The organism is Tritonibacter scottomollicae (genome assembly GCF_003003215.1).
GTDB lineage: Bacteria > Pseudomonadota > Alphaproteobacteria > Rhodobacterales > Rhodobacteraceae > Epibacterium > Epibacterium scottomollicae.
Genome location: NZ_PVUF01000002.1, coordinates 225393 through 241942 on the forward strand (window position 1 = coordinate 225393; position 16550 = coordinate 241942).

The following is a 16550-nucleotide window of genomic DNA, read 5'->3' on the forward strand; positions in this document are numbered from 1 at the left end:
GTTTCGACAACATGTTTGTACCTCAGAAAGGAAGGACTGCGTCCAGCACCTGCTGGCCATAGCGGGGTTGCTGTACGTCGGTAATTTGACCGCGACCACCGTAGGACACGCGCGCCGAGGCGATCTTGTCATAGGTGACTTCGTTTTGACGGGTGATATCATCCGGGCGCACGTAGCCGGAGACCAAAAGTTCGCGCAGCTCGAAGTTCACGCGCAGCTCCTGAGAGCCACTGATCGCCAGAACACCGTTTGGAAGCACGTCTACAACGGTCGCCGCCACACGCAGCTCCAGCTTCTCGCTGCGGCTTACGGATCCGCTGCCGCCGGAGGAAGACGAGCTGCCCAAATCTACCAGGTCGGCGCTGGATGCTCCATCTGGAAGCGAGTCGTCGAGACGCTGCGGCAGACCCAGAAGTTGAGGCACTTGCATGCTTTCCGACGAATTCCGGGAACGTTCAGTGTCGTTGGAGATGGAGGCTTGCTCGTCGATCTCTATCACCACCGTAAGGATATCGCCTTTCTTGGTTGCACGACGATCCCCGAGCAGAGACTGGCGCGAGCCACTCCAGAGTGAGGCGTTGTCGACCGCACGTTGCTGCTGTGAGGTCAGCGGTAGACCCTGGTAAAGCATGGCGACATGTTCCTGGGTTTCATTTGCTGGCGTGAAGCTCGGCGGCTTGCCCAGATGGTCAAGACGCGCGCATCCGCCAAGGAGCCCCAGGCCGAGAACTGCACATTTGACTGCGAGAATAGGTTTCATCAATTTACCTCAATATTTCCGTCCGCCCTGATCCGGCCGGTGACCGTGGTGCGCGAGGATAAGTTCATGACACGGATCAGTTCGCCTTCCGCGCCGCGGCCAAGCGAGCGGCCCTCCGTGGAGATTTCGAGACCGCCGTGACGAAAGATGAGCTTCACCAGATCGTTGCGGTCCACGAGCGCCGGCGGCCCGATGTCGCCAGCGTGAATGGGGCGGCTCGCATAAAGCGCAATCCGCGCTTCCTGCCCGATGACCTCCTCGGGGCTGCTCAGCGCGCCAGGAGACTGGATGTTCTTGAACACCAGATCTTCGGCCGCGATGATTTCCTTGGCCCGGATGGTCCGAACCGGCACGAGGATTTCGGCCAGTGCAGAGTGGGCAAAGACAATCCCGATAAGGATGAGCAGGATTCTCATGTTAGCGTACCTGCGTGGTTGCCGACATCATCTGGTCAACAGCGGAAATCACCTTTGAGTTCATCTCGTAGCCGCGCTGGGCTTCGATCAGATCAGTGATCTCGCGTACCGCATCGACGGAACTGTCTTCCAGATACCCCTGGCGCAAGGTTCCGACGCCATCTGACCCCGGGTCTGTCGTGGTGGGCTGACCGGAGGCTTCGGTCTGTTTAAACAGATTGCCGCCGACCGCTTCGAGCCCCTTGGGGTTGGTAAAACCGGAGATGGTGAATTGCCCAAGTAGTTCCGCTTCCACCGTATCGCTGAAGTAGGCATAAAGCTCACCTTCGGCGTTGATGGAGACGGAGGTCGCATCCTCCGGAACGGTGATTTCGGGTGACACGGGGTAGCCGTCGTTGGTCACGACCAGTCCTTCGGCAGAACGTTTGAAGGAGCCGTCACGGGTATATGCAGTCTCGCCCGAAGGCAGAGTGACCTCAAAGTACCCGTTGCCGTCGATCGCCAGGTCCAGGTCATTCCCGGTCTGCGATAGGGCGCCTTGGTTCAGGTAGATGGACACGGCAGAGGGCCGTACGCCCAGGCCAACCTGAACACCGGTTGGCAGAACTGTGCCATCCGATGCGTTGACGGTGCCTGCGCGGGAAACCTGCTGATAGTGCAGATCGGCAAACTCTGCGCGTCGCGCGTTGTAGGCGGTGGTGTTCATATTGGCGAGGTTGTTGGAGATCGTTTCGACACGCAGCTGCTGTGCGCTCATCCCCGTGGCGGCAATTTGAAGTGCACGCATGATTATCTCCTATGATTTCATCAGATTGTCGATTGCCGCGCGGATACGCTTGTCTTCATTGTCGAGAAAGCTCTGGCCCATTTCATAGGCGCGCTGAACTTCGATCATGCGGGCAAGCTGGTTAATCGTGCTCACGTTTGAGCCTTCGAGGAACCCTTGCAGAACCTGCGCGCCGTCCGCCGGGAGCGTCTCGCCCTCGACGCGGAACATCACGCCATCTTCACGCAGGATTTGCGCTTCCTCATCGGGCATGAAGAGCCCAATTTGGCCAAGCTGTTGCCCGTCTGCGCTGAGTGTACCATCTGATCCGAAGGCGATGGTTTCTGCATCGCCAGGCACGAACATGGGCGCTTGGCCGGCATCCAGAACACGATAGCCGTCAGCTGTTACCAAGTCGCCTTCGGCATTCGGGGTGAAATTCCCGGCCCGGGTCAGGCGGTTGCCTGCAGGTGTTTCCACCATAAAGAACCCGTCTCCCTCGATCGCAAGATCGAAGCTGCCGTTGGTCTGGTTCAGCGTGCCCTGCTCCAGCGAGGTGTTGCGAATGCTCGCACGCCCCATAGACAGGCTCTCCTGCCCCGGCGCAGATTTCACGTACTCCGAAAAGATCAGCCCCTCAGACCGGTAGCCTGTCGTGGACGAGTTCGCGATGTTGTTGGCCACGACCTGAATTTCATTCAGAAGGCCCGACTGGCGTGACAGGGTGGTGTAACCGATAGATCCCATTAAAGACCTCCTCCATGAATGAGGGGAATGACGTGCCCGTCAAAAAACGCGACGAGCGCTTGCGTCATGATTCCCATGGTGAGCCAGAATACGACGAGGATTCCCGCCAATTTCGGCACGAAGGTCAGTGTCATTTCCTGAATCGAGGTCAGGGCTTGAAACAGACCAACGCTGAGGCCGATCACCAAGGCCACAACCAAGATTGGCAGTGACATGGTGATCGCCGCCAGCATCGCCTGGCGCAGCGTGTCGTAAAATACGCCTTCGCTCATCATGGCTCAGACCGGCATCCGGAGGATTTCTTGATAGGCTTCGACGACCTTGTTGCGGACGGTTACGGCTGTCTCAACGGCCAGCTCTGTTTGCGCCAGCGCCTGGACCATGGCATGTGGCCCCGCATTACCGGTCATCGCCTGAACGGACACCTGTTCACTGTTGTTCAGTGTGTTGGTGAAGTCCTCAAAGCTGGTTTTTGCCTGCTCCTGAATGGAACCAGGCGTGTAGCTTGGGTCGATCTTGGTTGCAGGGCGGGCTGCGGCATAGCCGGAGGTAGCGGTAAGTGAACGAATATCCATTCTGGATCTCCAATCTGTTCAGGTTAGCGACGCAACAAGTCCATCAGAGAGGACGACATTTGCCGTGTCTGATCGAACATTTTCAAGTTTGCTTCGTAGGTACGCTGCGCTTCGCGCGCGTCGGCGACTTCGATCATCAGATCGACGTTGGACCCTTCGTAGTGACCAGTTTCATCGGCCAAAGGGTGTGAAGGGTCGTAAATTTGATCCAACTCACTGCGGTCCAGCGAGACACGGCCCACCTTGACCTGGCTCACGTCCGTTTCCAGGTCGCGTACGGCCTGAAAGGAAACGGTCTTGCGGCGATAGCCTGGCGTATCCGCGTTCGAGATATTCTCGGAGACGTGGGTCAAACGGGCTGCCTGAGCACGCAGTGCGCTGGCAGTTACTGCCAGGGATTTGGAAAACTCATTCATGATTCATACTCCGATTCAACTGCGGCCAAGGCTGGCGCGCAGGATGTTCATGGATGAACGGTAGATTGCCAATGCGCGGTCATGCTGCCGCTTGGCTTCTACCCCGTTGAGGATTTGTTCCTCGATCGAAACGGAGTTGTTATTGGGGTCCACGGACGAATCGTTCGTGGTTACCGCCCAATCGAACCCAGAGCCGTCGGCGCCGTTGATATGCGACCCGCGTGTGGCGATCATGTCGCCCTGCGCTTCGCCAGCGGCAAAGACTTCCTTGAAGGGTTTGATATCCTTTGCGTGATACCCTGGGGTATCCGCATTTGCGATATTCTCTGAGATAAGCGCCTGACGCTTACCTGCATGTGTCGCCATGGAAAATGCGACGTTAAAAACATTCAGTCTTTCGAACACCGGGGCTTCTCCCTCGATTAATTTCAATCAAGGCTTAACCCTGATTCCTTTAGAAATTGTTTTCAGAGGAATGTTGGAGAACCCGCAGATGATGAAATCGATCCAGGCGCTCAGCCAAGAACTGGCCAATACTCGGCTGGCGGCCCCAATGGGACGGGTGACCGGAATTTCCGGTGGCGAGATCGAAGTATCAGGTCTCGAAGATCAGGCGCGCATCGGGGACCGGTTGGTGTTGCGTCGCGGCAAACAGGATGATCTGCATGGAGAGGTACTGGCGATCGGTGCGGAGCATATTCGAATGCTGCCAGACACCGCGCCTGAACGTGCGTCTATCGGTGATGCGGTGCTGCTGTTCCAGACGCCGGAGTTCGCGCCGGACAACAGTTGGATAGGTCGCGTGATTGATCCGTTCGGAGAGCCACTGGACGGTAAGCCGATGTTGGGCGGGGTCGACAGTCGTGATCTCATGGCCAGCCCACCCAAGGCAGCGGCGCGCCGCGGTTTGGGGAAACGATTGTCCACTGGCCTTGCGATTCTCAACACGGTGCTGCCGATCGTGACTGGGCAACGTATTGGTCTGTTCGCAGGTTCCGGGGTCGGGAAATCCACCCTGATGGCGCAATTGGCCGAGAACATGGAAGCAGACGTGGTTGTCATGGCGCTGATCGGCGAGCGCGGACGCGAGGTCAATCACTTCGTAAAAGAGGTTCTGGGCCCCGAGGGTATGAAGCGTGCAGTCGTTGTGGCTGCGACATCGGACCAATCGGCGTTGGTGCGCCGCCGGTGCGCATGGGCCGCGATGTCCGTGGCAGAACACTACCGAGATCAGGGTCTCAACGTGCTCTTCATGGCGGATTCGATCACACGTTTTGCCGAGGCGCATCGTGAGATCGCCGTCGCCTCCGGCGAGGCCCCGGCTTTGCGTGGGTTTCCCCCTTCCGTAACGCCGCTTATCACAGGTTTGTGTGAGCGTGCTGGGCCCGGTTCGGACGGGCAGGGCGACATCACGGCGGTGTTCAGTGTTCTTGTCGCGGGCTCGGATATGGACGAGCCGATAGCAGATATCCTGCGCGGGGTCTTGGACGGGCACATTGTACTCAACCGTGAAATCGCTGAACGTGGGCGCTTCCCGGCGATTGATGTCTCCCGCTCGGTATCGCGAAGTCTTCCAGCGGCGGCCACAAAGGATGAGAATGAAATGATTCTTGCGGTTCGCAGATTCCTTGGCGCCTATGAGCAATCCGAGGTGATGATCCGTGCGGGCCTTTACTCAGAGGGGAACGATCTTGTTCTCGATCAGGCTGTGAAGATTTGGCCGGAACTCGACGGTTTCTTCGGCCGTGCAGAAGCAGATGGGGTTAAGGGCAGTTTCAACCGACTGGCGCTTCTCCTGCGCAGGGCTGGCAGTGGTCGCTGACGGTAGTCTCTCTACTGTGCACCAGTGATCGCGCTTTCAGCGTCGAAAGCGGTGTGTTCTATCCGTCCCTCCGCGCTGAGCTTTTAACTGATACTGAGGCCCTTGCTAGAATTGAGTAAGCGCCTTGATCACAGTTACCAGAGAGTTTTTCATACCTTTATCTTGGATTCAGGTATGAAAAACTGTGCCTGTAGGCACTTCCGTCGATGCGAGACGGTTAGATGCCGATCCACTGAAGTGGCAATACTCCAGCACATCAGCCGCATTTGCTACCTGCGCCCGAGGCACTCAGCGTGGTGACAACGGTCCGGTCGGTTTCGAAAGCAAATTGGTTTGAACGAGCACCAGAGATGGCACGCGAGCGGGGCACGTCCATTGCGCCCAATGTGTAGCATTCTGGGTGTGGGATCAAAGAAGCCCGTCAGATCGAAAGGAAAGTTCCGCCGAGGCACCTATAATCAGATGATCATGTAGCGTGATGCTGAGCGCTTCCAGGGCCATCTCAATTTTGCGTGTCATCGCTATGTCGGACTGCGACGGAGTTGGGTCGCCAGATGGATGATTGTGTACGAGAATGATCGCACTGGCGTTCAGTTCCAGCGCACGTTTTGCAACCTCGCGAGGATAGACGGGAACGTGGTCCACGGTGCCCTCCGCCTGCTCTTCATCGGCGATGAGAACGTTCTTGCGGTCGAGAAAGAGCACGCGGAACTGCTCGGTTTCACGGTGGGCCATGGTGGTGTGGCAGTAATCCAGAAGCGCGTCCCAGCTGGAAATCACTTGTCGCTGCATGATTCTAGCCCGGGACATGCGTTGGGCGGCAGATTGGATGACCTTTAGATCGCAGATGACTGCGTCACCAATGCCAGACATCTTCGAAAGCCGTTCCGGAGAGGCGCTGACGACACGATTGAAGTCACCGAATTGGTCCAGCAACGCGCGCGCAAGAGGTTTGACATCTTTGCGCGGGATAGAGCGGAACAGGATCAACTCTAGCAGCTCGTAGTCGGGCATGGCGTCTGCACCACCGCTCATGAAACGTGCGCGCAATCGGGCGCGATGATCCTTGATGTAAGATGGGAGGCGCCCTTGCGGCACAGAGGTCGCAGGAGCTTCGTCATTGTCCCCGAATAAGGGGAGCATCTGTTCGTTGAAATGACCAGGCTTTCCCATCACTCCATGGTGAGGGCGATATGGTTAGCGAGTTCTTAACGCCTGCGATTGTCTGCGTGATACTATCAAAAAGAAAAACGCCCAATGGGCGTTTTACAGAATAAGCCGGGCCTTCGAATTCGATGGCCCGGCTACTTGGTGTTTGCCTCGTGGTTCAGCCCTTCATGCCGTCCCAGAAGCTTTTGACGGAAGAGAAGAAGCTACGGCTTTCGGGATTGTTGTTTTCCTCCGAAAGCTCATCAAACTCCTTCAAGATCTCCTTCTGACGGGCGGTCAGGCTGACTGGCGTTTCCACCGCAAGCTCGATGAACATATCACCAACGCCGCCACCGCGAAGCGCAGGCATGCCCTTGTTGCGCAGGCGCATCTGACGGCCGGATTGGCTGCCCTCTGGGATCTGGACGCGGCCACGACCACCGTCGATGGTGGGCACCTCAATGGCGCCACCCAGCGCCGCCTTGGCCATGGAGACCGGGACGCGACAATGGAGATTGTTGCCTTCACGCTCGAACAACTCGTGCCGCGCGACCTCGATGAAGATGTAGAGATCGCCGGGCGGGCCACCGCGCAAGCCTGCCTCGCCTTCGCCGGCAAGTCGAATGCGAGTGCCGGTTTCAACACCTGCGGGGATGTTCACGGAAAGCGAACGATCCTTTTCCACCCTGCCGTGACCGTGGCAGGTCTTGCAGGGGTTCTTGATCATCTGACCAAGACCCGAACAGGTCGGACAGGTGCGTTCGACGGTGAAGAAGCCCTGCTGAGCGCGTACCTTGCCCATGCCGGAACAGGTGGGGCATGTTGTGGGCTCTGCACCACCCTCGGCCCCCGTGCCCTCGCAGGAGGAACAGCTGACAGAGGTCGGCACGTTGATGGTCTTGTGCAGCCCGGCAAAGGCTTCCTCAAGGGACAGGCGCAGATTGTAGCGCAGGTCTGCCCCGCGAGATGCGCGTTGGCGCCCACCTCCGCGTCCGCCACCGCCCATGAAATCTCCGAACAGGTCGTCGAACACGTCGGAGAAGGCGGAAGAGAAGTCACCGCCTGGGTGGCCGCCGGGACGTCCGCCGCCACCGCCACCGCCCATGCCGTTTTCGAAGGCGGCATGACCATAGCGATCATAGGCAGCCTTGCGTTCTGCATCTTTCAGAACGTCATAGGCTTCGTTGGCTTCCTTGAACTGTGCTTCTGCATCCGGATTGTCGGAATTTTGGTCCGGGTGCAGCTCCTTGGCCTTCTTGCGAAAGCCCTTTTTGATCTCGTCGGCGCTGGCCCCTTTAGAGACCCCGAGCACCTCGTAGTAGTCACGTTTTGACATCGGAAAATCCCTTCTGCCTCAACGAAAGAGGGCCGGCCCGGGATCGGACCGGCCCACCTTTGGCCAAGGTGCAGCCTTAGCGCTTGTTGTCGTCCAGATCCTCGAACTCGGCATCAACGATGTCATCGTTTGCAGAGCCAGAGGACGCTTCATCATCGGCTGCTGCGGGTTCATCCGCCTCGCCACCTTCGTCCGCCTGAGCCTTGTAGATCGCCTCGCCCAGACGCATCGCCGCTTCGGTGACGTTCTGGATGCCGGATTTGATCTTCTCGGCGTTCGCCTTGTCGCCTTCCAGATCATCCTTCAGCGCGGCAATCGACAGCTCGATCGCTTCGACGGTGGACGGATCGACCTTGTCGCCGTGCTCCTCGACAGATTTCTCGGTCGAGTGGATCAGGCTTTCGGCTTGGTTGCGGGCTTCGATCAGCTCGCGACGTTCCTTGTCCGCCTCGGCATTGTCTTCGGCGTCCTGCACCATCTTTTCGATGTCGTCGTCCGAGAGACCACCGGAGGCCTGGATGGTGATCTTCTGCTCTTTGCCGGTGCCCTTGTCCTTGGCAGACACGGAAACGATCCCGTTGGCATCGATGTCGAAGGTCACTTCGATCTGCGGCATGCCGCGCGGTGCCGGCGGGATGTCCTCAAGGTTGAACTGGCCGAGCATCTTGTTGTCGGACGCCATTTCGCGCTCACCCTGGAAACACCGGATTGTCACGGCGTTCTGGTGATCCTCAGCGGTGGAGAAGACCTGAGACTTCTTCGTGGGGATCGTGGTGTTGCGGTCGATCAGGCGGGTGAAGACGCCACCGAGGGTCTCGATACCCAGCGACAGCGGGGTCACGTCCAGAAGAACAACGTCCTTCACGTCGCCCTGCAGAACGCCAGCCTGAATGGCGGCGCCCATGGCGACCACTTCGTCCGGGTTCACACCCTTGTGCGGTTCCTTCCCGAAGAACTTGGTCACCTCTTCGATGACTTTCGGCATCCGGGTCATACCACCGACCAGAACCACCTCATCGATGTCGGACGCAGAGAGGCCCGCATCCTTCAGCGCTGCGGCGCAGGGCTTCATGGAGTTCTTGATCAGGTCACCGACGAGGCTTTCCAGCTTCGCACGGGTCAGCTTCATAACCATGTGCAGCGGCTGGCCGGTGGAGGAGTCCATCGAGATGAACGGCTGGTTGATCTCGGTCTGGCTGGAGGAGGACAGCTCGATCTTTGCTTTCTCGGCGGCTTCTTTCAGACGCTGCAGCGCCATCTTGTCCTTGGTCAGGTCAACGCCATGCTCTTTTTTGAACTCACCAGCGAGGTAGTTCACGATGCGCATGTCGAAGTCTTCACCGCCGAGGAACGTGTCGCCGTTGGTGGATTTTACTTCGAACAGACCATCGTCGATTTCGAGGATGGTGACGTCGAAGGTACCACCACCAAGGTCATAGACTGCGATGGTCTGAGTCTCAGCTTTGTCGAGGCCATAGGCAAGCGCAGCCGCGGTCGGCTCGTTGATGATGCGCAGCACTTCGAGACCGGCGATTTTGCCGGCGTCTTTGGTGGCCTGACGCTGGGCGTCGTTGAAGTAGGCCGGAACGGTGATGACCGCCTGGGTTACTTCTTCGCTCAGGTAGCTCTCCGCGGTTTCTTTCATCTTGCCGAGGATGAAAGCGGAAATCTGGGAGGGAGAATAGGTCTCGGTCTTGGCTTCTACCCACGCATCACCATTGCCACCGTCAACGACGGCGAACGGCAGGTTTTTCTTGTCCTTGGCGAGGTCGCTATCGTCGAACCGACGACCGACGAGGCGCTTCACACCAAAAATGGTGTTGTCCGGGTTGGTCACGGCCTGGCGTTTTGCCGGCTGGCCAACAAGGCGCTCTTCATCGGTGAAGGCGACGATGGAGGGGGTGGTGCGCGCACCTTCGGCGTTTTCAATCACGCGGGGCTGAGACCCATCCATGATGGCAACGCAGGAGTTGGTGGTACCGAGGTCGATCCCGATCACTTTGCTCATTGTGTTTGATCCCTTTTACTTCACAAGGCGATTACCCGAAGCCGAAACCCGTTTTGGCATTCCGGCCCCGATTCAGTTGCGATAGGGTCTGCACCCGACCGCTTCCCGGCGTATATAGGGAGCGAAAATCACCCCTGCAACCGCACGATTGCCCTGTTATGGGCAATTCTGAACGCTTTTGCGACAAACAGAGTGAAGATTGGGTAAATGACGCGACTGAAGGTGCGTGGATTCGAAATTCACAAGGGTTTCCTGCCCCCAGAGACGCAGCGCGCGCTCATCGAAGCTTTGCGCCCGGTTCTGCGTTCTGCGCCGTTGTTCGCGCCCGATGTGCCGGGGAGTGGGAAGATGTCAGTCCGCATGACGTCGGCCGGCGCCTTCGGCTGGTTTAGTGACAGCAGCGGATATCGCTATGAGGCCGAGCATCCGTCCGGACGGCCCTGGCCCGGCATCCCCGCCGAGGTGCTCGATGTCTGGCATGGGTTGGTTGATTCTGAACGCGCGCCGGAGTGCTGCCTGTTCAACTACTACGGTGAAGGCGCGCGGATGGGTTTGCATCAGGACAAGGATGAGGCGGATTTTTCCTATCCTGTGGTTTCGATTTCGCTTGGCGATGATGGGTTGCTGCGGATCGGAGGTACAAGCCGCAAGGAAAAGACCGAGTCGATCTGGCTCAATTCAGGCGATGTGGTCGTGATGGGTGGTCCGGCTCGGCTGGCCTATCACGGCGTTGACCGTATTCGTTTCAAGTCGTCGCGCCTGTTGCCGAAGGGAGGGCGGGTCAATCTCACACTGAGGGTGGTGACCTGACAATCGCAATGCCGGGATCAGCGACGGGCGCTCCAGCTGAGGGAGACCGCACGGCGTGTGTAAAACTCGCCCATCAGGCCAAGGACAAAGAACACGAGTGCCAACCAAGCCGTGTATTCCCACCAAGTGACATGCGGGTTGTAATTGATGAAAATATAGCCGCGGGCCTGATCGATGACGTGAAACAGGGGGTTCCATATGAACAGCGGCAACATGTTTCCGGGTAGCGTGTTGGCGAGCACCATTTTGCCGGAAAACAGCATGTTGGAGCGCTGATAGACCGTTGAGATAATCCCGATCAGGCCCGGCATCCAGGGTTTCAGAACATATAGTACCAAGCCGATGGCCGCACCCGACGCCCAGCCGAGCAGCAACATGCCAAAGGCCGGAATGGGCTCTTCAATCTGGATCGGCGTGAAGGCGACGTGATAGATGAACAGGATGATCAGCATCGACAGCACCTGAACATAGAGTGCCCCGATCGCTGCGGATAGAATCGCAATGGTTGTGTTCATTGGCGCATGCTGCATCATCGGGCTCGACGGGCCTTCAGCGCCAACAACCGCGCCGACGGTTTTGGTGTGTGTCATGAACAGGAAGACGCCTGACATCATGTAGAGAAGAAAGTCTCCACGGATTGCCGCGCCTCGCATGCCGAGAACAGTGAACATGAAGTAAAAGAACATCACGAACATCACAGCCTGAATGATGTTCATACCCAACGCGAAAAAAGCGTTGTGATGTTTCGAGCGAATGCTGCGCACGACCGAGTGAAAGACAACTTCACTCAGTGTAATGGCGCGGGACAGCGATGACCTATCGGTGCGATATCGAAACATGGCCTCAATTTCAGCAGTGTGTTGCCTATAATCGCATGGATTCCTTGCTGACCCATTGCGAAGTAAGCATAAGAAGCGCAATTCTTTGTGGCAACATGTGGATCTTTGGGGGGTCTTACGGTGAATTATGACGATCTGGTCGTCGCGATGCGACGTCTTGCGCTGGAAGCTGGGCAAAAGATCATGGAGATCTACGAGGCGGATGATTTCGACGTAAAAGTCAAATCAGACGACAGTCCGGTTACCGAGGCAGATGAGGCAGCCGACGCATTGATCTCGGCCGGTTTGCGCGCGGCGTTCCCGGATATCATGCTGGTGACCGAGGAACAGGCCGACTCTCACAAGAGCAAGGGTGATACGTTCCTGATTGTGGATCCGTTGGATGGAACCAAGGAGTTTATCAACCGTCGTGGCGACTTCACCGTGAACATCGCCTTCGTCGAGGCCGGTGTTCCGACCCGCGGTGTGGTGTACGCCCCGGCACGTGATCGTATGTTCTACACTCTTGCTGACGGCTCTTCGGTGGAGGAGCAGGGTCCGTTTGGCCTGGAAGCCGCTGGCACCACCACGCAACTTCGCGTGGCCGCGAGCGACAATGACGCGCTGATGGTGGTCGCCTCTAAATCGCATCGGGACCAAGCCACGGACGATTACATCAATAAATACAGCGTAAAGGACATGAAGAGCGCCGGATCGTCTTTGAAGTTCTGCCTTGTCGCGACAGGTGAGGCTGATCTCTATCCGCGCGTCGGGCGCACGATGGAATGGGATACGGCAGCAGGTCATGCGGTCCTGAGCGGTGCAGGAGGCGCGGTGGTCCGTTACGACGATCACAGCCCGCTGCGGTATGGAAAAGAGGGATACGCCAATCCGTTTTTCATCGCCTATGCCCCTGGTGTCGAATTGAAAGAGGCCTGAATGTCCGTTCTCATCGTGATCCCGGCACGCTATGCGTCCTCTCGTTTTCCCGGCAAGCCGCTCGCGGAGCTGACCGGTGCGTCTGGCCAGACGCGCACGCTTATCGAGAGATCTTGGCGCGCTGCAATGGAGGTTCAGGGTGTGGACCGGGTTGTCGTTGCGACCGATGACGACCGGATCAGAACCGTGTCGGAAGGCTTCGGAGCAGAAGTTGTTATGACGTCTGCAGACTGCGCCAACGGAACTGAACGATGTGCGGAGGCCCATGCGGCACTGGGCGGAGGCTACGAAATTGTGGTCAATCTGCAAGGGGACGCGCCTCTGACACCGCCATGGTTCATCGAGGACCTGATTTCTGGATTGAAGGATGCAACTGGCATGGGGCTGGCGACGCCGGTTTTGCGGTGCGACGGCAGCACACTCAACAGTTTGTTGGAAGATCGCCGGTCCGGGCGTGTTGGTGGGACGACCGCCGTATTCTCTGGCGATCATAGTGCGCTCTATTTCTCGAAGGAAGTCATCCCGTTCTGTGCCGAGACCTACCAGGATGCGGATGAGACCCCTGTGTTCCATCACGTCGGTGTCTACGCCTATCGTCCGGACGCGCTGAAGGCTTATCCGCAGTGGAAGGTGGGGCCGCTCGAAACACTCGAAGGGTTGGAGCAGCTGCGGTTTCTGGAGAACGGGCGCAAGATCCTCTGCGTCGAGGTCGAGGCGCGTGGTCGAGAGTTCTGGGAACTCAACAATCCGCAAGATATGCCGAAAATTGAGCACATGATGCGAAAAATGGGCCTGAGCTAGGTTGGTTTTTCTAGAACCCTATGGGTCTCACCATGTTAAATTGAGTTGTGCAGTGGTGCCGGGAGCCCTGATCCGAGCCATGCACTGCGCGAATTGTAGTACCCGAGATGCGATCCTCTTGCGAGGCAATGGGAATGCGCACTCGTGTCCTTAGAAAATTGAGAGTTTAAATGCGTAGAAAAGTCACCAAAGCTATCTTTCCAGTCGCCGGTCTGGGGACACGTTTTCTGCCTGCAACAAAGTCCGTACCCAAGGAAATCATGACGCTGGTTGATCGTCCGTTGGTGCAGTACGCCATTGATGAGGCGCGGGCTGCAGGGATCAAGGAGTTCATCTTCGTTACGTCGCGCGGCAAGGGGGCGTTGGAGGATTATTTCGATCATTCTCCAGTTCTTGAGCAGGAGCTGCGTAAGAAGGGCAAGGACGATCTGCTCGAAGTGCTCAAATCCACCAATATGGATTCCGGAGCGATTGCCTACATTCGCCAGCACAAGGCTTTGGGGCTGGGCCACGCTGTGTGGTGTGCGCGTCGCCTGATCGCAGATGAGCCATTCGCGGTGATTTTGCCTGATGATGTCATCGCGGGAGAAAAGCCCTGCCTCCAGCAGATGGTCGAGGCCTATGCCGAGACTGGAGGCAACATGGTGGCGGCTATGGAAGTCGCGCCCGAGAAAACGTCGTCTTATGGCGTGCTCGATGTAAAGGAGGACATGGGGTCCGTTGTATCGGTTAATGGGATGGTCGAAAAACCCAAAGCTGAGGATGCACCTTCGAACCTCGCGGTGATTGGGCGCTATATCCTGTCCCCTTCGGTTTTGCGCAATTTGAACCAACTCAAGCAAGGCGCTGGCGGGGAGATCCAACTCACCGATGCTATCGCCGCGGACATCTCATCCGATGTGCCAGTGTATGGCTACCGCTTTGAAGGCGAGAGGTTTGATTGTGGTTCGAAATCCGGCTTCTTGCAGGCAACCGTGGCTTTCGCGTTGGAGCGCGAAGAACTGCGTGATGACCTGATGAATTACATCACGACCATCACACAAGGTCGTCGGGCCGCCGAGTAAATTTCGCATTTCCACACGACAGTTCGAGCCTGCCCTGTTTGAAGGGACGGCTCTTTCTGTGCAAAGTGCAGGCGAACTATTTGTTGCAGGAGAAGACCCGCATTGACCTATGTACTGGTAACAGGAGGGGCTGGTTATATCGGCTCTCATGCTTGCAAGGCACTGAAACTGGCTGGCTATACACCCGTCACCTACGATAATCTCGTGACGGGCTGGCAGGATGCGGTGAAATTCGGCCCGTTTGAACGCGGCGAACTGACGGATCGCGCCCGCCTTGATGAGGTTTTTGCGAAGTACCAACCAGCCGCTGTCATGCACTTTGCGGCACTGAGTCAGGTTGGCGAGGCTATGAGCCAGCCCGGTCGGTATTGGGCAAACAATGTCGGTGGCTCGTTATGCCTGATTGAAGCGGCCGTTCATGCGGGCTGTATGAATTTCGTGTTTTCCTCGACCTGCGCCACCTATGGTGAGCACGACAATGTTGTGCTGGATGAGGCAACACCGCAAAAGCCACTGAACGCCTATGGCGCATCAAAGCGCGCGGTCGAAGACATCCTTGGAGATTTCGAGGCTGCATATGGACTGCGGTCGGTGATCTTTCGCTACTTCAACGTCGCTGGTGCGGATCCAGAGGCCGAGGTTGGTGAGTTTCATCAACCGGAGACACATTTGATCCCGTTGATGATCCAGGCGATCCGAGGCGAACGTGCGGCGCTGACGGTGTTTGGGACGGATTATGACACGCCCGATGGAACCTGCATTCGCGATTACGTTCATGTCTGCGACCTTGTTAACGCGCATGTCCTTGGGTTGAAGTGGCTGGAAAACGGCAAGGGCAGCCGGGTGTTCAACCTTGGCACCGGGTCGGGCTTCTCGGTGCGCGAAGTGATTGATCATTCCCGTGCGGTCACCAATCAGGAGGTGCCATATTCCGTTGGCGATCGGCGGGCCGGTGATTGCACCAAGCTGGTGTCGGGCTCGACGCGAGCCAGCGAGGAACTGGGCTGGGAGCCAAAGCGCTCAACGCTTGAGAAGATGATCGCCGACGCATGGCAATGGCATCAAGTCGGTCAGTACGAGCGCTGATATGTCGGCTGGCCATGGGTGGCATAGCGCGCTTCTCGCGGCCTACCGTATGCGATGGAAACGACGACGTTTGCTTTGGCGCGGTCTGCAGGCCCGTCATGCACTTCGGGTGATCGCGGATCGCACCGACCAGCGCGCGACCGATAGTATCCTGTGCCTGTCTACGGTGCGCAATGAATGCCGCCGGCTCCCGTATTTCCTGACACATTACCGACGACTGGGAGTCGGGCATTTTCTCTTTGTCGATAACGGCAGCACTGATGATACGCAGGCGTTTCTGGCAGAGCAGCCGGATGTGTCGCTTTGGACCACCGGGGCCAGCTATAAGGCGGCGCGATTTGGCGTCGATTGGCTGACGTGGCTACAGATCCGTTATGGCCACGGGCATTGGTGCCTGACGGCGGATGCGGATGAGCTGCTGGTAATCCCGCATATGGAGCATCGCGGCCTTGGGGATCTGACTGCGTGGCTGGATGCGCAGGGGGTTCCCGCGTTTGGTGCAATGATGTTGGATATGTACCCCAAAGGCCCAGTTGCGGAGCAGGCCTACACTGTGGGCGACGACCCCACGCGCACATTGAGCTGGTTCGACGGCTGGGGTTATACATGGGAACGCCAGTTGAAATACGGGAATATTTCAATCCGGGGCGGCCCCCGGCAGCGACTGTTCTTTGCGGACTGCCCCGACTTCGCACCGCATCTCCACAAGGTGCCGTTGGTCCGTTGGAACCGCCGCTACGCCTATGTCAGCTCAACCCATATCGCGCTGCCGCGACGTCTGAATGCAGTCTTTGACGCGCGCAGCGGGATGCCAACTGGCATCTTCTTGCACACAAAGTTCCTGGATGAAATCGTCGATAAATCAGTCACGGAGAAGACGCGTGGAGAGCATTTCACGCACGCGGACCGATATGATGAGTACTATGATCGTCTGAGCGAAAACCCGACCCTCTGGCATAGCGAGTCTGAGCGATATCAAGGCTGGCAGCATTTGGAATCGCTAGGGTTGATGACGCGTGGAAACTGGTCAGGCTGAG

19 protein-coding genes are annotated in these 16550 nt (G+C 57.6%); 7 read left to right on the forward strand and 12 right to left on the reverse strand.

Annotated features, from left to right (window positions below):
• Nucleotides 1-22: 22 nt before the first annotated feature.
• From flgH to CLV89_RS05015, 8 genes are read right to left on the reverse strand one after another with little or no spacing between them, the layout of a single operon-like run.
• A complete protein-coding gene (gene flgH / locus CLV89_RS04980; protein WP_106162535.1) occupies nt 23-760 on the reverse strand; it encodes a flagellar basal body L-ring protein FlgH in 738 nt (245 codons plus the stop codon).
• Nucleotides 760-1176 carry a flagellar basal body P-ring formation chaperone FlgA gene (flgA, locus tag CLV89_RS04985; protein WP_106162536.1) on the reverse strand — a complete coding sequence of 139 codons (417 nt, stop codon included), beginning with the start codon at nt 1174-1176 and terminating at the stop codon, nt 760-762. Before flgA ends, flgH begins: the two co-directional genes overlap by 1 nt.
• A gap of 1 nt (nt 1177) precedes the next feature.
• On the reverse strand, nt 1178-1963 hold the full coding sequence (gene flgG, locus CLV89_RS04990) for a flagellar basal-body rod protein FlgG (protein WP_106162537.1): 786 nt from the start codon (nt 1961-1963) through the stop codon (nt 1178-1180).
• Nucleotides 1964-1972: 9 nt separating this feature from the next.
• A complete protein-coding gene (locus tag CLV89_RS04995; RefSeq protein ID WP_106162538.1) occupies nt 1973-2689 on the reverse strand; it encodes a flagellar hook-basal body complex protein in 717 nt (238 codons plus the stop codon).
• Nucleotides 2689-2964, reverse strand: coding sequence for a flagellar biosynthetic protein FliQ (locus tag CLV89_RS05000; RefSeq protein WP_106162539.1), 276 nt, complete (start codon nt 2962-2964; stop codon nt 2689-2691). Before CLV89_RS05000 ends, CLV89_RS04995 begins: the two co-directional genes overlap by 1 nt.
• A gap of 3 nt (nt 2965-2967) precedes the next feature.
• Complete coding sequence (fliE, locus tag CLV89_RS05005) at nt 2968-3264, reverse strand: flagellar hook-basal body complex protein FliE (RefSeq protein WP_106162540.1); 297 nt, start codon at nt 3262-3264, stop codon at nt 2968-2970.
• Between the two features lie 23 nt (nt 3265-3287).
• Nucleotides 3288-3680: a flagellar basal body rod protein FlgC gene (flgC, locus tag CLV89_RS05010; RefSeq protein ID WP_106162541.1), complete on the reverse strand. Its 393-nt coding sequence runs from the start codon at nt 3678-3680 to the stop codon at nt 3288-3290.
• A gap of 15 nt (nt 3681-3695) precedes the next feature.
• On the reverse strand, nt 3696-4085 hold the full coding sequence (locus CLV89_RS05015) for a FlgB family protein (protein ID WP_207796886.1): 390 nt from the start codon (nt 4083-4085) through the stop codon (nt 3696-3698).
• Between the two features lie 88 nt (nt 4086-4173).
• Between CLV89_RS05015 and CLV89_RS05020 the strand changes: the two genes are divergently transcribed.
• Nucleotides 4174-5502, forward strand: coding sequence for a FliI/YscN family ATPase (locus CLV89_RS05020; RefSeq protein ID WP_106162723.1), 1329 nt, complete (start codon nt 4174-4176; stop codon nt 5500-5502).
• Nucleotides 5503-5910: 408 nt separating this feature from the next.
• On the opposite strand, the gene radC is transcribed toward CLV89_RS05020, so the two are convergent.
• The 3 genes from radC to dnaK form a co-directional block, all read right to left on the reverse strand.
• Nucleotides 5911-6675, reverse strand: a complete 765-nt coding sequence (gene radC / locus CLV89_RS05025) for a RadC family protein (RefSeq protein ID WP_106162543.1) — start codon at nt 6673-6675, stop codon at nt 5911-5913.
• 154 nt (nt 6676-6829) lie between these two features.
• A complete protein-coding gene (gene dnaJ / locus CLV89_RS05030) occupies nt 6830-7987 on the reverse strand; it encodes a molecular chaperone DnaJ (protein ID WP_106162544.1) in 1158 nt (385 codons plus the stop codon).
• A gap of 76 nt (nt 7988-8063) precedes the next feature.
• Nucleotides 8064-9995 carry a molecular chaperone DnaK gene (gene dnaK, locus CLV89_RS05035; protein WP_106162545.1) on the reverse strand — a complete coding sequence of 644 codons (1932 nt, stop codon included), beginning with the start codon at nt 9993-9995 and terminating at the stop codon, nt 8064-8066.
• 207 nt (nt 9996-10202) lie between these two features.
• On the opposite strand from dnaK, the gene CLV89_RS05040 reads away from it, so the two are divergent.
• Entirely contained in the window at nt 10203-10805 is a 603-nt protein-coding gene (locus CLV89_RS05040; RefSeq protein WP_106162546.1) for an alpha-ketoglutarate-dependent dioxygenase AlkB family protein, read from the forward strand.
• Nucleotides 10806-10822: 17 nt separating this feature from the next.
• Here the strand turns inward: CLV89_RS05040 and CLV89_RS05045 are convergent, their stop codons facing one another.
• Entirely contained in the window at nt 10823-11644 is an 822-nt protein-coding gene (locus CLV89_RS05045) for an ABC transporter permease (protein WP_106162547.1), read from the reverse strand.
• 120 nt (nt 11645-11764) lie between these two features.
• Between CLV89_RS05045 and cysQ the strand changes: the two genes are divergently transcribed.
• The 5 genes from cysQ to CLV89_RS05070 all read left to right on the forward strand — a co-directional run bounded on the left by cysQ (nt 11765) and on the right by CLV89_RS05070 (nt 16549).
• Nucleotides 11765-12562 carry a 3'(2'),5'-bisphosphate nucleotidase CysQ gene (gene cysQ, locus CLV89_RS05050; RefSeq protein ID WP_106162548.1) on the forward strand — a complete coding sequence of 266 codons (798 nt, stop codon included), beginning with the start codon at nt 11765-11767 and terminating at the stop codon, nt 12560-12562.
• Nucleotides 12563-13363: a 3-deoxy-manno-octulosonate cytidylyltransferase gene (locus tag CLV89_RS05055; RefSeq protein WP_106162549.1), complete on the forward strand. Its 801-nt coding sequence runs from the start codon at nt 12563-12565 to the stop codon at nt 13361-13363.
• A gap of 170 nt (nt 13364-13533) precedes the next feature.
• Nucleotides 13534-14427: a UTP--glucose-1-phosphate uridylyltransferase GalU gene (galU, locus tag CLV89_RS05060; RefSeq protein WP_106162550.1), complete on the forward strand. Its 894-nt coding sequence runs from the start codon at nt 13534-13536 to the stop codon at nt 14425-14427.
• A gap of 102 nt (nt 14428-14529) precedes the next feature.
• A complete protein-coding gene (gene galE / locus CLV89_RS05065) occupies nt 14530-15513 on the forward strand; it encodes a UDP-glucose 4-epimerase GalE (RefSeq protein WP_106162551.1) in 984 nt (327 codons plus the stop codon).
• Between the two features lies 1 nt (nt 15514).
• Nucleotides 15515-16549 carry a glycosyltransferase family 2 protein gene (locus CLV89_RS05070; protein ID WP_106162552.1) on the forward strand — a complete coding sequence of 345 codons (1035 nt, stop codon included), beginning with the start codon at nt 15515-15517 and terminating at the stop codon, nt 16547-16549.
• Nucleotide 16550 lies beyond the last annotated feature (1 nt).

Bases quoted from the DNA above. Each gene is read 5' to 3' on its own strand.
- flgH (WP_106162535.1), bottom strand. From the start codon at position 760: ATGAAACCTATTCTCGCAGTCAAATGTGCAGTTCTCGGCCTGGGGCTC.
- flgA (WP_106162536.1), bottom strand. From the start codon at position 1,176: ATGAGAATCCTGCTCATCCTTATCGGGATTGTCTTTGCCCACTCTGCA.
- flgG (WP_106162537.1), bottom strand. From the start codon at position 1,963: ATGCGTGCACTTCAAATTGCCGCCACGGGGATGAGCGCACAGCAGCTG.
- CLV89_RS04995 (WP_106162538.1), bottom strand. From the start codon at position 2,689: ATGGGATCTATCGGTTACACCACCCTGTCACGCCAGTCGGGCCTTCTG.
- CLV89_RS05000 (WP_106162539.1), bottom strand. From the start codon at position 2,964: ATGATGAGCGAAGGCGTATTTTACGACACGCTGCGCCAGGCGATGCTG.
- fliE (WP_106162540.1), bottom strand. From the start codon at position 3,264: ATGGATATTCGTTCACTTACCGCTACCTCCGGCTATGCCGCAGCCCGC.
- flgC (WP_106162541.1), bottom strand. From the start codon at position 3,680: ATGAATGAGTTTTCCAAATCCCTGGCAGTAACTGCCAGCGCACTGCGT.
- CLV89_RS05020 (WP_106162723.1), top strand. From the start codon at position 4,174: ATGATGAAATCGATCCAGGCGCTCAGCCAAGAACTGGCCAATACTCGG.
- radC (WP_106162543.1), bottom strand. From the start codon at position 6,675: ATGGGAAAGCCTGGTCATTTCAACGAACAGATGCTCCCCTTATTCGGG.
- dnaJ (WP_106162544.1), bottom strand. From the start codon at position 7,987: ATGTCAAAACGTGACTACTACGAGGTGCTCGGGGTCTCTAAAGGGGCC.
- dnaK (WP_106162545.1), bottom strand. From the start codon at position 9,995: ATGAGCAAAGTGATCGGGATCGACCTCGGTACCACCAACTCCTGCGTT.
- CLV89_RS05040 (WP_106162546.1), top strand. From the start codon at position 10,203: ATGACGCGACTGAAGGTGCGTGGATTCGAAATTCACAAGGGTTTCCTG.
- CLV89_RS05045 (WP_106162547.1), bottom strand. From the start codon at position 11,644: ATGTTTCGATATCGCACCGATAGGTCATCGCTGTCCCGCGCCATTACA.
- CLV89_RS05055 (WP_106162549.1), top strand. From the start codon at position 12,563: ATGTCCGTTCTCATCGTGATCCCGGCACGCTATGCGTCCTCTCGTTTT.
- galU (WP_106162550.1), top strand. From the start codon at position 13,534: ATGCGTAGAAAAGTCACCAAAGCTATCTTTCCAGTCGCCGGTCTGGGG.
- CLV89_RS05070 (WP_106162552.1), top strand. From the start codon at position 15,515: ATGTCGGCTGGCCATGGGTGGCATAGCGCGCTTCTCGCGGCCTACCGT.